Source organism: Brachymonas denitrificans, assembly GCF_907163135.1.
GTDB lineage: Bacteria > Pseudomonadota > Gammaproteobacteria > Burkholderiales > Burkholderiaceae_C > Brachymonas > Brachymonas denitrificans_A.
In genome coordinates, this window is sequence record NZ_CAJQUA010000001.1 from 201,911 (window position 1) to 217,026 (window position 15,116).

11 protein-coding genes are annotated in these 15,116 nt (G+C 65.1%); 4 read left to right on the forward strand and 7 right to left on the reverse strand.

All coding sequences use genetic code 11. The annotated features are described in order from the left end of the window. Positions 1-11: 11 nt before the first annotated feature. From KKQ75_RS00940 to KKQ75_RS00970, 7 genes are all read right to left on the reverse strand, one after another. A complete protein-coding gene (locus KKQ75_RS00940; RefSeq protein WP_213358950.1) occupies positions 12-2,246 on the reverse strand; it encodes a TonB-dependent receptor in 2,235 nt (744 codons plus the stop codon). A gap of 190 nt (positions 2,247-2,436) precedes the next feature. Beyond that, positions 2,437-3,894, reverse strand: coding sequence for a coniferyl aldehyde dehydrogenase (locus KKQ75_RS00945; RefSeq protein WP_213358952.1), 1,458 nt, complete (start codon positions 3,892-3,894; stop codon positions 2,437-2,439). Between the two features lie 108 nt (positions 3,895-4,002). Beyond that, positions 4,003-4,785 carry an MBL fold metallo-hydrolase gene (locus tag KKQ75_RS00950; RefSeq protein ID WP_213358965.1) on the reverse strand — a complete coding sequence of 261 codons (783 nt, stop codon included), beginning with the start codon at positions 4,783-4,785 and terminating at the stop codon, positions 4,003-4,005. Positions 4,786-4,882: 97 nt separating this feature from the next. Then, positions 4,883-5,986: an outer membrane protein assembly factor BamC gene (gene bamC / locus KKQ75_RS00955; RefSeq protein ID WP_213358967.1), complete on the reverse strand. Its 1,104-nt coding sequence runs from the start codon at positions 5,984-5,986 to the stop codon at positions 4,883-4,885. A 41-nt stretch (positions 5,987-6,027) separates the two neighbouring features. Further along, positions 6,028-6,957: a 4-hydroxy-tetrahydrodipicolinate synthase gene (dapA, locus tag KKQ75_RS00960; RefSeq protein WP_371687159.1), complete on the reverse strand. Its 930-nt coding sequence runs from the start codon at positions 6,955-6,957 to the stop codon at positions 6,028-6,030. A gap of 203 nt (positions 6,958-7,160) precedes the next feature. Continuing rightward, positions 7,161-7,304 (reverse strand): hypothetical protein, encoded by a 144-nt coding sequence (locus KKQ75_RS00965; protein ID WP_213358971.1) that lies wholly within the window; start codon positions 7,302-7,304, stop codon positions 7,161-7,163. An 8-nt stretch (positions 7,305-7,312) separates the two neighbouring features. Beyond that, on the reverse strand, positions 7,313-8,539 hold the full coding sequence (locus KKQ75_RS00970; RefSeq protein WP_213358973.1) for an MFS transporter: 1,227 nt from the start codon (positions 8,537-8,539) through the stop codon (positions 7,313-7,315). A gap of 203 nt (positions 8,540-8,742) precedes the next feature. Between KKQ75_RS00970 and KKQ75_RS00975 the strand changes: the two genes are divergently transcribed. From KKQ75_RS00975 to KKQ75_RS00990, 4 genes are all read left to right on the forward strand, one after another. Further along, positions 8,743-10,719 carry a DNA topoisomerase IV subunit B gene (locus KKQ75_RS00975; protein WP_213358975.1) on the forward strand — a complete coding sequence of 659 codons (1,977 nt, stop codon included), beginning with the start codon at positions 8,743-8,745 and terminating at the stop codon, positions 10,717-10,719. Next, a complete protein-coding gene (locus KKQ75_RS00980) occupies positions 10,720-11,787 on the forward strand; it encodes a lytic transglycosylase domain-containing protein (protein WP_213358977.1) in 1,068 nt (355 codons plus the stop codon). It begins immediately after the preceding gene. A gap of 176 nt (positions 11,788-11,963) precedes the next feature. Continuing rightward, the gene (gene parC, locus KKQ75_RS00985) at positions 11,964-14,327 is read left to right on the forward strand and encodes a DNA topoisomerase IV subunit A (protein ID WP_213358979.1); all 2,364 of its coding nucleotides are present in this window, start codon (positions 11,964-11,966) and stop codon (positions 14,325-14,327) included. Between the two features lie 6 nt (positions 14,328-14,333). Beyond that, positions 14,334-15,080 carry a 16S rRNA pseudouridine(516) synthase gene (locus KKQ75_RS00990; RefSeq protein WP_213358986.1) on the forward strand — a complete coding sequence of 249 codons (747 nt, stop codon included), beginning with the start codon at positions 14,334-14,336 and terminating at the stop codon, positions 15,078-15,080. Positions 15,081-15,116 lie beyond the last annotated feature (36 nt).

Here is a 15,116-nt window from a genome sequence, read left to right on the forward strand (position 1 = left end):
CGGCAGGGGGGTCAGAACTTCAGCGTGGCGGTCAGCGCGTAGCTGCGGCCGGCACCTGGTACGTAGAAGCCGCGATACAGCTCCGCGGCATGGTGCTTGTTGGTCAGGTTGCTGACGTTGGCCCTGAAGCTCAGGGCATCGCTGTGGCGGTATTCGGCCATCAGGTCATAGGTGGCGTAACCCGGCACCTTGATGTCCGACAGCACCGGCTTCTGGCTGCTGCGGAAGTTCACGCCGGCGCCGGCGCGCCATTTCGGATGGAACTGGTAGGTCGTCCATACCGTGCCGCTGTGCTTGGGCGTCAGACCCGGGCGCTCGCCCACGCGCTCGCCGGGCTGGTTCTGGCTGCAGCTGCCGGTGGCGGGGCAGGGCGCGGCCTTGTCCACCTTGGCGACCGGCAGGTACATGTAGGAAGCGTAGATTTCCCACTTCGGCGTGATGCGCCCGGTGATGTCCATTTCCAGACCGGCGGTGTGGCGCTGGCCGCTCAGGTTGGCCACGGGCAGGTCGGGATCGGTGTTACGCTCGTTGTACTTGGTCGAGTGAAACAGCGCCACGCGCGTGCTGAACTGCTTGTTCGGGCTGTCGAAGCGCGCCCCCAGTTCGATGTTGCGGCTTTTTTCCGGGGCGATGCCGGCATTGCTGGCGTTGAGGGAATAGGTATCGCCCGAGGTGTTGAATGAGGTGCCGTAGGACAGATGGTAGGACTGGCTTTCCGTCGGCTGGTACAGCACCCCCAGGCGATGGCTCCACTCGGACACCTTCATCTGGTAGCGACTGGTGTTGCCGGTGGCGGTGTAGGTTTCGTAGTCGCCCTTGAGATGGTCATAGCGCAGGCCGCCCACCAGTTTCCAGTGTGGCGCCACCTGGGCCACGTCCTGCACATAGGCGCCAAAGGCATTGGAGCGATAGTGGCTGGAGCGGTACAGCGGGCGCGCGTCCTCGTTGATCCATGCGCCATCCGCCGGCGTGCCGATGGTGGTGCCGGGCTTGTCGCCCGTGCTCAGCGGTGAGTAGACATCCTTTTCCTCGCGCCCGAAATCGACGCCGGCCGTGATGCTGTGCTCGACGCTGCCGGTACGGAACTTGTTGGTGTAGTCGCTCTGGGCGTGCAGCGTGTCCACGTCCTGAATCTTGAACTTGGGACGGCGCATCAGCGCAGACGCGTTGCCGAACGTGGTCTCGTCGGTGCTGCGGTCGGCAAAGCCGATGGCGCTGGAGCGGATGTCGCGCTCGAACCGGCCCTTGCGCACACGCGTGGTCAACTCGCCGCCATCATCGAAACGGTGGGTGTGCGACAGCCCCAGCAGCGTGGCCTTGCTATGGTTGCGGTCGCTCGCCATGGCGTAGTTGTTCTTCGGATCCACCGGCAGCAGCTTGCGATCGGACGCGCCGGACGGATTCGCCGGCAGCAAGTAAGGCAGACCGTAGTTGATGCCGTTGCGGTTGTCCAGATGGAAGAGGTTCACCAGGAACTCGTCCTGCGTGCCGATACCCCAGCGGTAGGCGGCGGCAATGCCTTTCTTGTTTTCCCTGGCGCCGATGCCGTTCTCGCTGGCGCGGTCGCCCATGACGTTGATGCGCAGGGCCTGGTTCTCGCCGGTCTGCTTGTTGAAGTCGCCGGTCACGCGCACACGGCCGCCGCTGCCGATGGTGGCGGACACCTCGTTTTCGTCAATCAGACGCGGCAGCTTGTTGACCTGGTTCACTGCGCCGCCGGTCGAGCCCCGGCCGAACAGCATGGAGGCAGAACCCCGCAGCACTTCCACCTGGTCCATGTTGAAGGTGTCGCGGTCGTAGAACGCCGGATCGCGCATGCCGTCCACGAAGATGTCGCCGCTGGCGGCGAGCGAGAAGCCGCGCAGGCGGATGTCCTCCTCGCCGGTTTCGCCGGCCTGGAAGGTGACGCCGGCGGTGTTCTTCAAGACTTCCTTGACAGTATCGAGTTGCCGGTCGTCGATCAGCTTTTCGGTCACGACAGTGACGGATTGGGGAATGTCGCGGAGCTTCTGCTTGCCCTTGCCGATGTGGGCGGTAGCGGCGCGCAGCGTGTCCTTGCCTTCCGGGACGAGGGCCGCCTCGCGCACTTCCACCGTGGGCAGAGTGGCATCTCCGGAAGGGGTCGTCTGTGCGAGGGTGGAAGTGCCCAGGCTGCCAAGCAGCAGGGCGGCCCCGAGGGGGACGACCTTGCGAGCCGGGGAGGAAGGCGCGATGGCGGCGCGTCGCGATGAAGAATCTTGGGTCATAGCCGCAAAGGAAATGCGGAGGGAACAACTTGCTGGCTATGTCTGCGCGGCGCGCGGCAGTGTGGCTGGCTAACGCGATGCCGGGCCTGCCGGCCCGGTATCAGGTTGCCATTGTATACAAATAAAAACCATTATCATTTGTATATGCGTGCTTGTTTGCTCCGCGCAACAGCACGCCGGACTGCCGTACTCAACCGTAACGTTTGAGCAGGCGCATCACTTTCTCGAAACGCTCGCCGTACGGCGGTTGCAGCCAGCGCGTGCCGCTGTGGCGCGACTGTGCGAACACCGGCTTGAGTTTGCTGAAGGTATTGAAGCCCCACTCGCCATGGTAGGCACCCATGCCGCTGGCGCCTACGCCGCCGAAAGGCTGGGATTGCTGTGTCAGGTGGTACAGGCAGTCATTGATGGTGACGCCGCCGGACAGGGTCTGCTCCAGCACCTTGTCGCGCGCATGGTGATCGTTGCCGAACCAGTACAGTGCCAGCGGGTGATCGCCCTGACGAATGAGTTCGATGGCCTGCTCGGCGTTGTCATAGACAACCACCGGCAGGATGGGGCCGAAGATCTCTTCCTGCATCAGCTGCATGTCTGCCTGTGGCTGCAGCACCAGACAGGGAGCCAGCTTGCGCTGTGCCATATCGGTATCACCCAGTGGCACGATCTGCGCGCCGCCCTGATGCGCCTGTTCCAGCATGCCCACCAGGCGACCGAAATGCTTCTGGCTGATGATGCAGGTGTAATCGGGGTTGTCGCCAATGGCGGGATAGAGACGGCGCACGGCCCGGGTATAGGCCTCGACAAAGGCATCCTGCTGGCTGCGGTGCACCAGCACATAGTCGGGTGCGACACAGGTCTGGCCGGCGTTGAGCAACTTGCCGGCGGCAATGCGGTCGGCGCTGAGCGCCATGTCGGCCGAGAGGTCGATCAGGGCCGGCGACTTGCCGCCCAGCTCCAGCGTGACCGGAGTCAGGTTGCGGGCTGCCGCCTTGGCTACCTGGCGGCCCACGGCGGTGGAGCCGGTGAACAGCAGGTGATCGAAAGGCAGTTGGACGAAGGCCTTGCCCACTTCGGCATCGCCCAGCACCACCGTCATTTCGTTGGCGGCAAAGTATTTGCCAATGGCCTGCTGCAGTTCCGCCGAGAAACGCGGCGTCAGTTCGGACGGCTTGATCATCACCCGATTGCCAGCGGCCAGCGCTCCCAGGGCAGGGGCCAGGGCCAGTTGCAGCGGATAGTTCCAGGGCGAAACCACGCCGACCACGCCCAGCGGCTGTGGCATCAGGCGGTTGCTGCCCGGCAGGTAGCTCATGGCAGTGGGCATGCGGCGCGGCTTCATCCAGCGTCCCAGGTGCTTGCGCGAGTGTCGCAGCTCCAGCTCGACCACCAGGATCTCGGCCATGCGGGTTTCGTGGGCCGAGCGGTGGCCGAAGTCGGCCGAAATCGCATCGATGAAGATCTGGCTGGTGTGCTCCAGCATGCGCTGCAGGCGGTCCAGCCGCTCCAGGCGCTGGCGCAGCGAAGGCAGCGGATCGGCATGGTGGGCAGCCTGCTGCTGTTCGAGCAGGGCGTGCAGGTCGTCGGCAGAGGCGGAAAACCCCGCGGGGCTGGCGGAAGTGGCTCCAAAAAGCGGAAGGGAAGCAGTCATGGACTCAAGTGTACGAAGTCTGTATGGCACTTGGGCCCAGGCGGGACATGCAGATGGCGTGGTTTTGTAAGGAAGTTTGTCAGGCGGGTGGCAAAGGCGCCATCCCGTTTATACCGTCAGCCAGATGCTGCCTTCAGCCGCGGTGGCCAGCATCACCTCGTCCTGCGAGCGGCCCAGGGCGGCCGTCAGGGCCAGCGAGGCCAGTTCGGGCAGATTGTTGCGTTCGCTCAGGTGGGCGGCCAGCACGTGGCCCAGCGCGGCGTGGTTGATGCGCTGCGCCAGTGCCGCTGCCGCGGCATTGCTCAGGTGACCGAAATCCCCCGCCACGCGCCGCTTCAGGAAGGGCGGGTAGCGCGAGGCGGCCAGCATGTCGGGATCGTGGTTGGCCTCCAGCAGCAGCGCATGGCAGCGCTCCAGCATGGCGATCACGTGCGCGCTGGCATGGCCCAGGTCGGTGGCGATGCCCAACTGGCGGTCGCCGTCCGAGCACAGCAGCTGCAGGGGCTCGCGCGCATCGTGCGGCACGGTAAAAGGCTGCACCAGCATGCTGCCGAGGTCGATGGCCTCGCCGTCGCGGGCAAAGTGCAGCAGGTCATCGAGTGATTCGGGTCGGCCGACGGCGGCGTGGGTGCCGCGGCTCATCCACACCGGAATGCGGTGGCGTGCCGCGAAGACTGGCGCACAGCCGATATGGTCGCTGTGCTCGTGGGTGATGAAAATCGCCGTGAGTTGCCCGGGTTCCACGCCGGCCTGCTGCAGGCGCAGCGTGAGCTGGCGCGGCGACATGCCGCAGTCGATCAGCAGGCGGCTGGTATGCAGGCCCTCGGTGGACTCCACCAGCGTGGCATTGCCGGCGCTGCCGCTGCCCAGGCTCTTGAAACGGATGGCCACGAAATCGGTAAGACGTCAGAAGAACAGTCGATGCCAGAAATGGCAACCGCCCGGCTGCGATCAGGCGGGCGGTTGTGGCTCTGGCGGGATGCGCGGATCAGATGCGCTTGAGATCCTCGGCCAGCACCTTGAGGATACGGTCGCGGTCGATCGGGTTAGCCTGCTGGCCGGACTCGGTCAGCACGCCGACGACGCTGGTGGCCCCCTGGGACTGCACCACCACGCGGTAGCGCACCGGCTTGGCCTCGGGCGCCTTGCGCTTGAACAGACGGCCCAGGAAGCCCGGCTGCTCCTGCTTGCCGGTTTCGTAAGGCACGTAGCGTACGTAGTAGGTGCCTGCAGCGCGGTCGCGGTCTTCCACCGTGAAGCCGGTACGGTCCAGCGACAGGCCGACACGGCGCCAGGCACGGTCGAAATCCTCGTTCAACTGCAGGGCACCGGTGTTGGTGGCGTAGGACACGGTGTTGGCCGGAGCAGCGCCGGCCTTGCTGGAGCTCAGCATAGCGTCGGCACGCTCCTTGCTCACGCCCAGCGACATCATCAGGCGGCGCAGCATTTCGTCCTCGAGCGCCGGATCGTTGGCGCGCTGCTGCCAGGTGGATTGTTCCTTGTCGCGGCCGCGCAGCACTTCTTCCATGCCGCGGTGGCTGACGTACACATTGGTGCCGCCGGCAGCATTGCTTTCCAGGCGGGTGCGGAAGCGGTCCAGCTCGCCGGTGGAGTAGAGCGAATCCAGCGCCTTGCCAATGGTGCGGCGGATCGGATCCAGCGGGATCTTGGCGCGGTTTTCGGCCCAGTCGGTCTCCATTACGCCCACGCGGCGGTCTTCCATGGCCAGCACGAAGCCGTTGTCTTCCCAGAAGGTCTTGACCGGATCCCACAGCTGCTGCGGCGTGCGTGCCACGACCAGCCAGCGCTGGTTGCCTTCGCGCTTGATCTGCACGTCACCCACATTGTCGAGCGCGGTGGCACCGGATTTCCTGCCGGCTTCGCGCTGGGCATCGTAGGCGGTGGCGCTGGCGCTGCCCGGGATGTTGTAGCGGCCGTCATTGCTGATGCGCGTCAGGTCCGGCGGAACTTCGAGCGGATTGCCGCGCTGGGCCGACTTGTAGTCGACGCCGGTGGGGCCGGCAAAGGGGGAGCAGGCGGCCAGGGTGGCAGCAGCCAGGGTTAGCACGGACAGTTTCTGCAAATTCTTCACAGAGGATTTCCTTTGGTGCAGGAGTAAGAATCGGATGCGGATCAGAGCAGGCCGGCGGCCTTGAGTGCGGACTCGACCACGGCGTGGTTGCCCGGAGACAGCGGCGTGAGCGGCAGGCGCAGCGTGCCGCCGCACAGGCCCAGGCGTTCCGCGGCCCACTTGACCGGGATCGGGTTGGCCTCGACAAACAGGTGCTTGTGCAGCGGCATCAGCTGGAACTGGATGCTCATGGCGGTTTCGCGATCGCCCGCGATCGCGGCGACGCACAACTCGTGCATCAGGCGCGGCGCCACGTTGGCGGTGACGCTGATGTTGCCCTGGCCACCACAGAGCATGAGGGCGACGGCGGTCGGGTCATCGCCCGAGTACACGCCGAAACCCTTGGGCAGGTCGCGGATCAGCCATTCGGCCTTGGCGATGTCGCCCGTGGCTTCCTTGATGCCGACGATGCCCGGCACTTCGGCCAGGCGCAGCACGGTGTCGTTCTCCATGTTGGCGACGGTGCGGCCGGGCACGTTGTACAGGATCATGGGCAGGTCGCCCACGGCCTCGGCAATGGCCTTGAAGTGCTGGTACTGGCCCTCCTGGGTGGGCTTGTTGTAGTAGGGCACGACCTGCAGCTGGCAGTCGGCGCCGACCTTCTTGGCCGCCTTGGCCAGCGTGATGGCTTCTGCCGTGGAGTTGGCGCCGCAGCCGGCCATTACCGGGATGCGGCCGGCAGCATGCTCGACGGTGACGCGGATGATCTCGACGTGCTCGTCAACGTTGACGGTGGGCGATTCGCCCGTGGTGCCGACCACGCCCAGGCAGTCCGTGCCCTGTTCGATGTGCCAGTCCACCAATTTGCGCAGGGCGGCGTAATCGACCTGGCCATCAGGCTGGAAGGGGGTGACGAGTGCAACAATGCTGCCGGAAAGGGGTTGCATGGGGAATTTCTCTCGATGAACGATAAGGCTGGCGCTGCCGGCCATGACTGCCGGCGACGCGACATCTGATTGTAATCAACAGATATTGCCACACAAACCGGCCTTCTGCCGATAGCCGCGGACAACAAATCCGTTACTTGGCGTATCGCGCAACAGCAGGCGAGCCTGTTGAGGCGATGAGGAGTTTGTCTGTTCCGTGATCGGCAGCCGGCTTGCAGCGGGCGGAACAGGCTCTCCTGGCTCCGGCATTACTGCCCCGGGGCCGGTCCGAAGCAGCTCCACACCAGGTTGCTCACATCCACCATGAAATCCGGCCGGGCATAGAGCAGGAACACCACGGCCAGCACCAGCAGGGCCAGCAGCCAGAGCAGGATACGTCCGGTGACCGACATGGCTGCCCTCACGCCGCCTGTGTCCGCAGCTGGCGCTGGATGGCGCTTTCGCGGATCGGCAGGTTGAGCACGGCGGCCAGCACGCCCAGCGCGATGGCGATGTACCAGACGATGTCGTAGCTGCCGGTGCTGTCATACAGCACGCCGCCCAGCCACACGCCCAGGAAGGAGCCGACCTGGTGGCTGAAGAAGACGAAACCGCCCAGCATGGACAGGTGGGCCACGCCGAAAATCTGCGCCACCATGGCGTTGGTGGGCGGCACGGTGGACAGCCACAGGAAGCCGATCACGGCCGAGAAGATGTAGACGCTGGTGGGCGTGAGCGGTGCCAGCAGGAAGATGCTGATGACCACCGAGCGCGAGATGTAGATTGCGGCCAGGATGTACTTCTTGGACAGCTTCTGCCCCAGCGCACCGGTCAGGTAGCTGCCGAACACGTTGAACAGGCCGATCAGCGCCAGCGAGTAGCTGGCCACTTCGGTTGGCATGCCGTAGTCGCGCAGGTAACTGGGCATGTGCACACCGATGAACACCACCTGGAAGCCGCAGACGAAGTAGCCGCCCATCAGCAGCAGGAAGCTGGGATAGCGCAGGGCTTCCTGCATGGCTTCGCCGATGGTCTGCTCGCGGCGGGGCGCGGCGCTACCGTGAAAGCCCGGCTCGCGCAGGCCCAATGCCAGCGGCACGATCAGCAGCGTGGCCAGGCTCAGCCACACCAGTGCCTGCTGCCAGCCCAAGGTGCTGATCATCCATCCCTCCAGCGGCAGCATCAGGAACTGGCCGAAGGAGCCGGCGGCAGCCGCAATGCCCATGGCCCAGGAGCGCTTCTCGGGGTCGATGTTGCGGCCGATCACGCCATAGATCACCGCGTAGGTAGTGCCCGCCTGTGCCAGGCCGATCAGCACGCCGCAGGTGAGCGCCAGCAGCGTGGGAGTGGGCGAATAAGCCATGCCGACCAGACCGAGCGCATAGAACAGCGCACATGCCACCAGCACCTTGAAGGCGCCGAAGCGGTCGGCCAGCATGCCGGCGAAGATGCCGGTAAAGCCCCAGGTCAGGTTCTGAATCGCCATGGCGAGCGAGAAATGCTCGCGCGTCCAGCCGTTGTCCGACGTCATGGGCTGCAGCCACAGGCCGAAGCCATGGCGCACGCCCATCGACAGCGTGACGATCAGCGCCCCGCACAGCAGGATCTGGAACAGGGGCAGGGGGCGGTGCTGGGCAGGGCTGGACATGGGAACTGCAAGAAAAAACCGGCACTTGCGGGCCGGGATGTAGATGGGTATGTCGATAGTAGCAGTATTGGCACAGGCGTGCAGATGCCTGAAGCGCGCCATGGACACAAGCGCCCCAAAGTGTTGCAAAGTCGGCGGAGTAGCCGGGAAACGCTGTAAGCAAAACCAGTGTTTTTCGCGTTCGTGGCCTAGAATCCAGCGCCATGGCCAGCAAAACACCCGATACCGCTTACTCCGAAGGTTCCATCCGCGTGCTCAAGGGGCTGGAGCCCGTCAAGCAGCGCCCCGGCATGTACACCCGCACCGACAACCCCCTGCATATCGTGCAGGAGGTGATCGACAACGCCGCCGACGAGGCGCTGGCGGGCTTCGGCAGGAAGATCAAGGTGGTGCTGCACGAGGACCAGTCCATCACCATCGAGGACGATGGCCGCGGCATTCCCTTCGGCATCCATCCGGAAGAGAACGCGCCAGTGCTGGAACTGGTGTTCAGCCGCCTGCATGCGGGCGGCAAGTTCGACAAGGGGCAGGGCGGGGCCTACAGCTTCTCGGGCGGCCTGCACGGCGTGGGGGTGAGCGTGACCAATGCGCTGTCCAGCCGCATGGAAGTGACCAGCTACCGCGAAGGCCAGGTGGCAACCATGGTGTTCTCGCATGGGGATGTGATCGAGCCGCTCAGCGTGCGCAGCGCCGTGGCCGGAGACCGCAAGCAGGGCACGACGGTGCGCGTCTGGCCCGAGCCGAAGTATTTTGAAAGCTCTGCGTTGCCCTGGGCCGAACTGGTGCACCTGCTGCGCAGCAAGGCGGTGCTGATGGCCGGCGTGAGCGTCTGGCTCAGCAACGAGAAGACGCGCGAGCAGCTGCAGTGGCAGTACAAGGGCGGCCTGCGCGACTACCTGATGCAGGAGCTGCCGGCCGACCCGATGTTTCCGTTGTTCGAAGGCGAGCAGTATGCGGACAACAGCGAACAGTTCTCCGATGGCGAAGGCGCGGCCTGGTGCGTGGCCTTTACCGAAGAAGGCACTCCGGTGCGCGAGAGCTATGTCAACCTGATTCCCACGCCGGCCGGCGGCACGCACGACAGCGGTCTGCGCGACGGCCTGTTCCAGGCGGTCAAGAGTTTCATCGATCTGCACGCGCTGCTGCCCAAGGGCGTCAAGCTGATGCCGGAGGACGTGTTTGCCCGTGCCAGCTTCGTGCTCTCGGCCAAGGTGCTCGATCCGCAGTTCCAGGGCCAGATCAAGGAAAAGCTGAACTCGCGCGATGCCGTCAAACTGGTGTCGGGCTTTGTGCGCCCTTCGCTGGAGCTGTGGCTGAATGAGCATGTGGACTACGGCCGCAAGCTGGCCGAGATCGTGATCAAGGCGGCGCAATCGCGCCAGCGCGCCGGCCAGAAGGTGGAAAAGCGCAAGGGCAGCGGCGTGGCCGTGTTGCCGGGCAAGCTGACCGATTGCGAGAGCCGCGACATCCGTGACAACGAGATGTTCCTGGTGGAAGGCGACAGCGCCGGCGGCAGCGCCAAGATGGGGCGCGACAAGGAAACCCAGGCCGTGCTGCCGCTGCGCGGCAAGGTGCTCAACACCTGGGAAGTGGAGCGCGACCGCCTGTTTGCCAATACCGAGATCCACGATATTTCCGTCGCCATCGGTGTCGATCCGCACGGGCCGGACGACAAGCCCGATCTGTCCAATCTGCGTTACGGCAAAGTGTGTATTTTGAGCGACGCCGATGTGGATGGTTCGCATATTCAGGTACTTTTGCTCACACTGTTTTTCCGCCATTTCCCTAAACTGATAGAGGCAGGCCATGTATATGTGGCCCGGCCGCCGCTGTTCCGGGTGGATGCACCCGCGCGCGGCAAGAAACCGGCCGCCAAACATTACGCGCTGGACGAGGCCGAATTGCAGGCCATCCTGGAAAAACTGCGCAAGGATGGCGTGGCGGAAGGCAAATGGACCATCTCCCGCTTCAAGGGGCTGGGAGAGATGACGGCCGAACAGCTCTGGGAAACCACGCTGAATCCGGATACGCGCAGGCTGTTACAGGTGCAGCTGGGAACTATGGACTGGCTGCAGACCCAAATCACCATGTCCAAACTCATGGGCAAGGGCGAGGCCGCGGCGCGCCGCGAGCTGATGGAACTGCATGGCGATGCCATGGAACTTGAACTGGATATCTGAATGAAGCAACTCCGCGGTGGTTTTCTCCTGCTGGCGCTGGCTGTGGGCAGCATGCTGCCCCTGGCCGCGCAGGCGGACGTGTGGGGCTATGTCGACGAGAACGGCATGACGCACTTCGCCGAGAAGAAGCTGGATGCGCGCTACCAGCTCTATTTCAAGACCGAGAGCTTCAAGTTCGATCCGCGCAAGGCGACGGTGATGGCCTCTTCCGGCCGCGGTGCCCGCAGCGCCGGTGCAGTTGGTCTGGTCTACAACCCCCGGGCGGATTCGGCGGCTGGCACCAAGGCACAGCGTCTGGTGGCGCTGATCAACCATTCGGGCGCCTACCGCAATGTGAGCAAGCACATGCAGCGCGAAGCGGCGCGCACGGGTGTGGATTTCGAGCTGATCAAGGCGGTGGCTGCGGCGGAGTCCGGTTTCAACAGCAGCGCGGTATCGAGCGCGGGCGCGGTGGGCCTGATGCAGATCATGCCGGCCACGGCGCGTGACATGGGCGTGCAGTCCGACGAGCGCTATACGGTGGAGCAGAAGCTGACCGATCCGTCCCTGAACGTCAAGCTGGGCACACGCTACCTGAAGTTCCTGATGAACAAATTCCCGGGCCGCCTGGATCTGGCGGTGGCTGCCTATAACGCCGGCCACGGAGCGGTGCAGCGTGCCGGCTACGCCGTGCCGCGCTATACCGAAACGCAGAATTACGTGCGCACGGTGCTGGCCATCTACCAGACGCTGAAGCCGGGTGCGGCCGGTGCCACGGCCTATGCGGGTGTCACGCCGATTCCGCTGGCGCGCAATCCGAAGAGCAATGGCCGCGTCAGCATGACGCTGGCGGGCTCCAGGGCCAAGACGCCGCCGGCGGTGCCGAACCCGGTGGTGCTGACTTCGCACCAGACGCCGCAGACCGTGGCGCTTGCCAAGGATGTGGCCGACAAGGCCGAGGCGCCGAGCGCCATGGATACGGTGGCCAGCAAGGTGACCGTGGCCGAGGCGGCACCGGTACCGGCGAACATCGTGGGCGACGATGTGGTGATCAAGGATCCCACCGACCTCACGCCGCCAATTCACTGAAAGCACCGAGCCGGACGCCCGTTGCCAGAAGCGACGGGCTTTTTTTCGGGCTGATCCTTGCTCGCGCCGCCCTTGTTTGCCGACGCGCAGCTGCTGGCAAAATGGATGCCATACACCAGCGCGGAACACAGGGGCCACAGCTTCCGTTTTCGCGCCCAGACTATTGCTGACCCTGCATGACCATCCCCGACGATCTTCCGCTGCCCGAATCCGCGCCTGCGCTGCCGCAGGACGACAACCCCAACCTCGCCGAATATGCCCAGCGCGCCTATCTCGAATACGCGCTGAGCGTGGTCAAGGGCCGTGCGCTGCCCGATGTGTGCGATGGCCAGAAGCCGGTGCAGCGCCGCATCCTGTATGCCATGGACCGCATGGGACTGTCCTTTGGCGGCAGCAATGGCGCCGCCGGGGCCAAGCCGGTCAAGAGCGCGCGCGTGGTGGGCGATGTGCTGGGTCGCTTCCATCCGCACAGCGATCAGGCCGCCTACGACGCGCTGGTGCGCATGGCGCAGGATTTTTCGCAGCGCTATCCGCTGATCGACGGCCAGGGCAACTTCGGTTCGCGCGACGGCGATGGGGCTGCCGCCATGCGCTACACCGAGGCGCGTCTGTCGAAGATTGCCACGCTGCTGCTGGACGAGATCGACCAGGGCACGGTGGACTTTGTACCCAACTATGACGGATCCACGCAGGAGCCGGCGCAGTTGCCGGCGCGCCTGCCGTTTGCGCTGCTCAATGGCGCCAGCGGCATTGCCGTGGGCATGGCGACCGAAATTCCCAGCCACAACCTGCGCGAAGTGGCCGATGCCTGCGTGGCGCTGGTCAAGAACCCGAAGCTGCCGGAAGATGAGCTGCTCGCATTGCTGCCGGGACCGGATTTTCCGGGCGGCGGGCAGATCATCAGCAGCCCGTCGGATATTGCCGATGCCTACCGCAGCGGCCGGGGCAGTCTCAAGGTGCGCGCGCGCTGGACGATCGAGGATCTGGCACGCGGGCAGTGGCAGCTGGTGGTCAATGAATTGCCGCCCAACGTCAGCGCGCAGAAGGTGCTGGAAGAGATCGAGGAGCTGACCAATCCCAAAGTCAAGTCCGGCAAGAAGGCGTTGAGCCAGGACCAGTTGCAGCTCAAGGCCAGCGTGCTGGCAGTGCTCGATGGCGTGCGCGACGAATCGAGCAAGGAAGCGGCGGTGCGCCTGGTGTTCGAGCCCAAGAGCCGCACCGTGAGCCAGCAGGACCTGATCACCACGCTGCTGGCGCAGACCAGTCTGGAAACCACGGCACCGGTCAACCTGACTTCGGTCGGCATCGACGGCAAGCCGGTGCAGAAATCGCTGCGCGAGATGCTGGAAGAGTGGATCAGCTTCCGCCAGAACACCATCACGCGCCGCAGCCAGCATCGCCTGGGCAAGGTGCTGGACCGCATCCACATTCTCGAAGGCCGGCAGATCGTGCTGCTGAACATCGACGAGGTGATCCGCATCATCCGCGAGAGCGACGAGCCCAAGCCGGCGCTGATGGAGGCGTTCAAGCTGACCGATCGTCAGGCCGAGGACATCCTGGAAATCCGCTTGCGCCAGTTGGCGCGGCTGGAAGCGATCAGGATCGAGCAGGAACTCAAGGAGCTGCGGGCCGAGCAGGCCAGACTGGGAGACATTCTGGGCAGCCCGGCCAGCCTGCGCCGTCTGATGGTGAAGGAAATCGAGGCAGATGCGAAGAATTTCGGCGACGAACGTCGCACGCTGATCCAGCACGAGAAGCGCGTGGTGGCCGAGGTGCGCGTGGTGGACGAGCCGGTGACGGTGGTGATCAGCGAGAAGGGCTGGGTGCGCGCGCGCACCGGGCACGGCCATGAGCCGGGCAGCTTTGCCTTCAAGGCCGGCGACGGGCTTTATAGCACCTTCGAATGCCGCACGGTGGACCAGCTGATTGCCTTCGGCAGCAACGGGCGCGTGTACAGCGTGCCGGTGGCCAGCCTGCCGGGCGCGCGGGGCGATGGCCAGCCGGTGCAGACGCTGATCGAGTTGGAAAAGGGCACGCAACTGCTGCATTACTTTGCCGGGCCGCTGCAGGCGCAATTGCTGCTGAGCAGCAGCGGGGGCTATGGCTTTCTGGCGCAGGTGGAGCACATGCTGTCGCGCCAGCGCGGCGGCAAGGCCTTTATCGGCTGCAACGAGGGCGAGACTGTGTGTGCGCCCTCGCATGTGGCGGGCAGCAGCGGCAGCGTGGCGCTGCCGGAAGCGACGCACGTGGCCTGCGCCAGTGCGGGCGGCCGTCTGCTGACCTTTGCCCTGAGCGAGTTGCGCCAGATGCCCAAGGGCGGCCGCGGCCTGATGCTGATGGGGCTGGACGACAAGGACACGCTGGTGGGCGCTGCCGCCTACACGCGCAGCATCCGTGTGGAAGGCACTGGGCGTGGCGGCAAGGAGCGCGAGGAAGTGCTGGAAATCCGCTCGCTCAACAACGCCGCTGCCGCGCGCGGGCGCAAGGGCAAGGCGGCGAACTGGGGCTTCAAGCCGCAGCGCATTGCGCGGGTGGAGTGAGCGGCCATGAGCAGACCGGTCATCCTCACTCTCTCCGACATGCTGTTTACCCAGGGCTTTGGCACGCGCCGGGTCTGTGCCGGGCTGGTGCAGCAGGGGCTGGTGCAGCTGGAGGGCGCCACCATCACCGATGCCTTGCACGATGTGGAAGTGCGCGAAGGACTGCCTTTTGCCGTGCAGGGCCAGGCCTGGGAATACCATGCTCCGGCTTATGTGCTGCTGCACAAGCCGGCCGGCACCGAGTGCTCGCAGAAGCCCTCGGCCTGGCCCAGCATCTACACGCTGCTGCCGACACCGCTGCGCCAGCGCCCGCAGAAGGGCGCCGTGCAAGGTGTGCAGGCCATCGGCCGGCTGGATCAGGACACTACCGGCCTGCTGATCCTGACCGACGACGGCAAGCTGATCCACCGCATGGCATCGCCCAGGCACCACGTGCCGAAGGTCTACCAGGTGACGTGCAAACACCCCGTCGAGGCACGCCAGGTGCAGCGCCTGCTGGACGGCGTGGTGCTGGATGACGACCCGAGGCCGGTGAAGGCAGCGGCCTGCGAGCAGACTGGCGAGCACACGCTGGACCTGACCCTGACCGAAGGCAAGTACCACCAGGTCAAGCGCATGCTGGCGGCTGTCGGCAATCGCGTGGAAGGGCTGCACCGCAGCCGCATCGGCGCGCTGGAGCTGCCGCCCGATCTGGCGCCCGGGCAGTGGCGCTGGCTGGCTCCCGAACAGCTGGCTGCGCTGACGACCCGATAAACCCGACTGCGCCGATGCCGCCCGTCGAAAACGCTG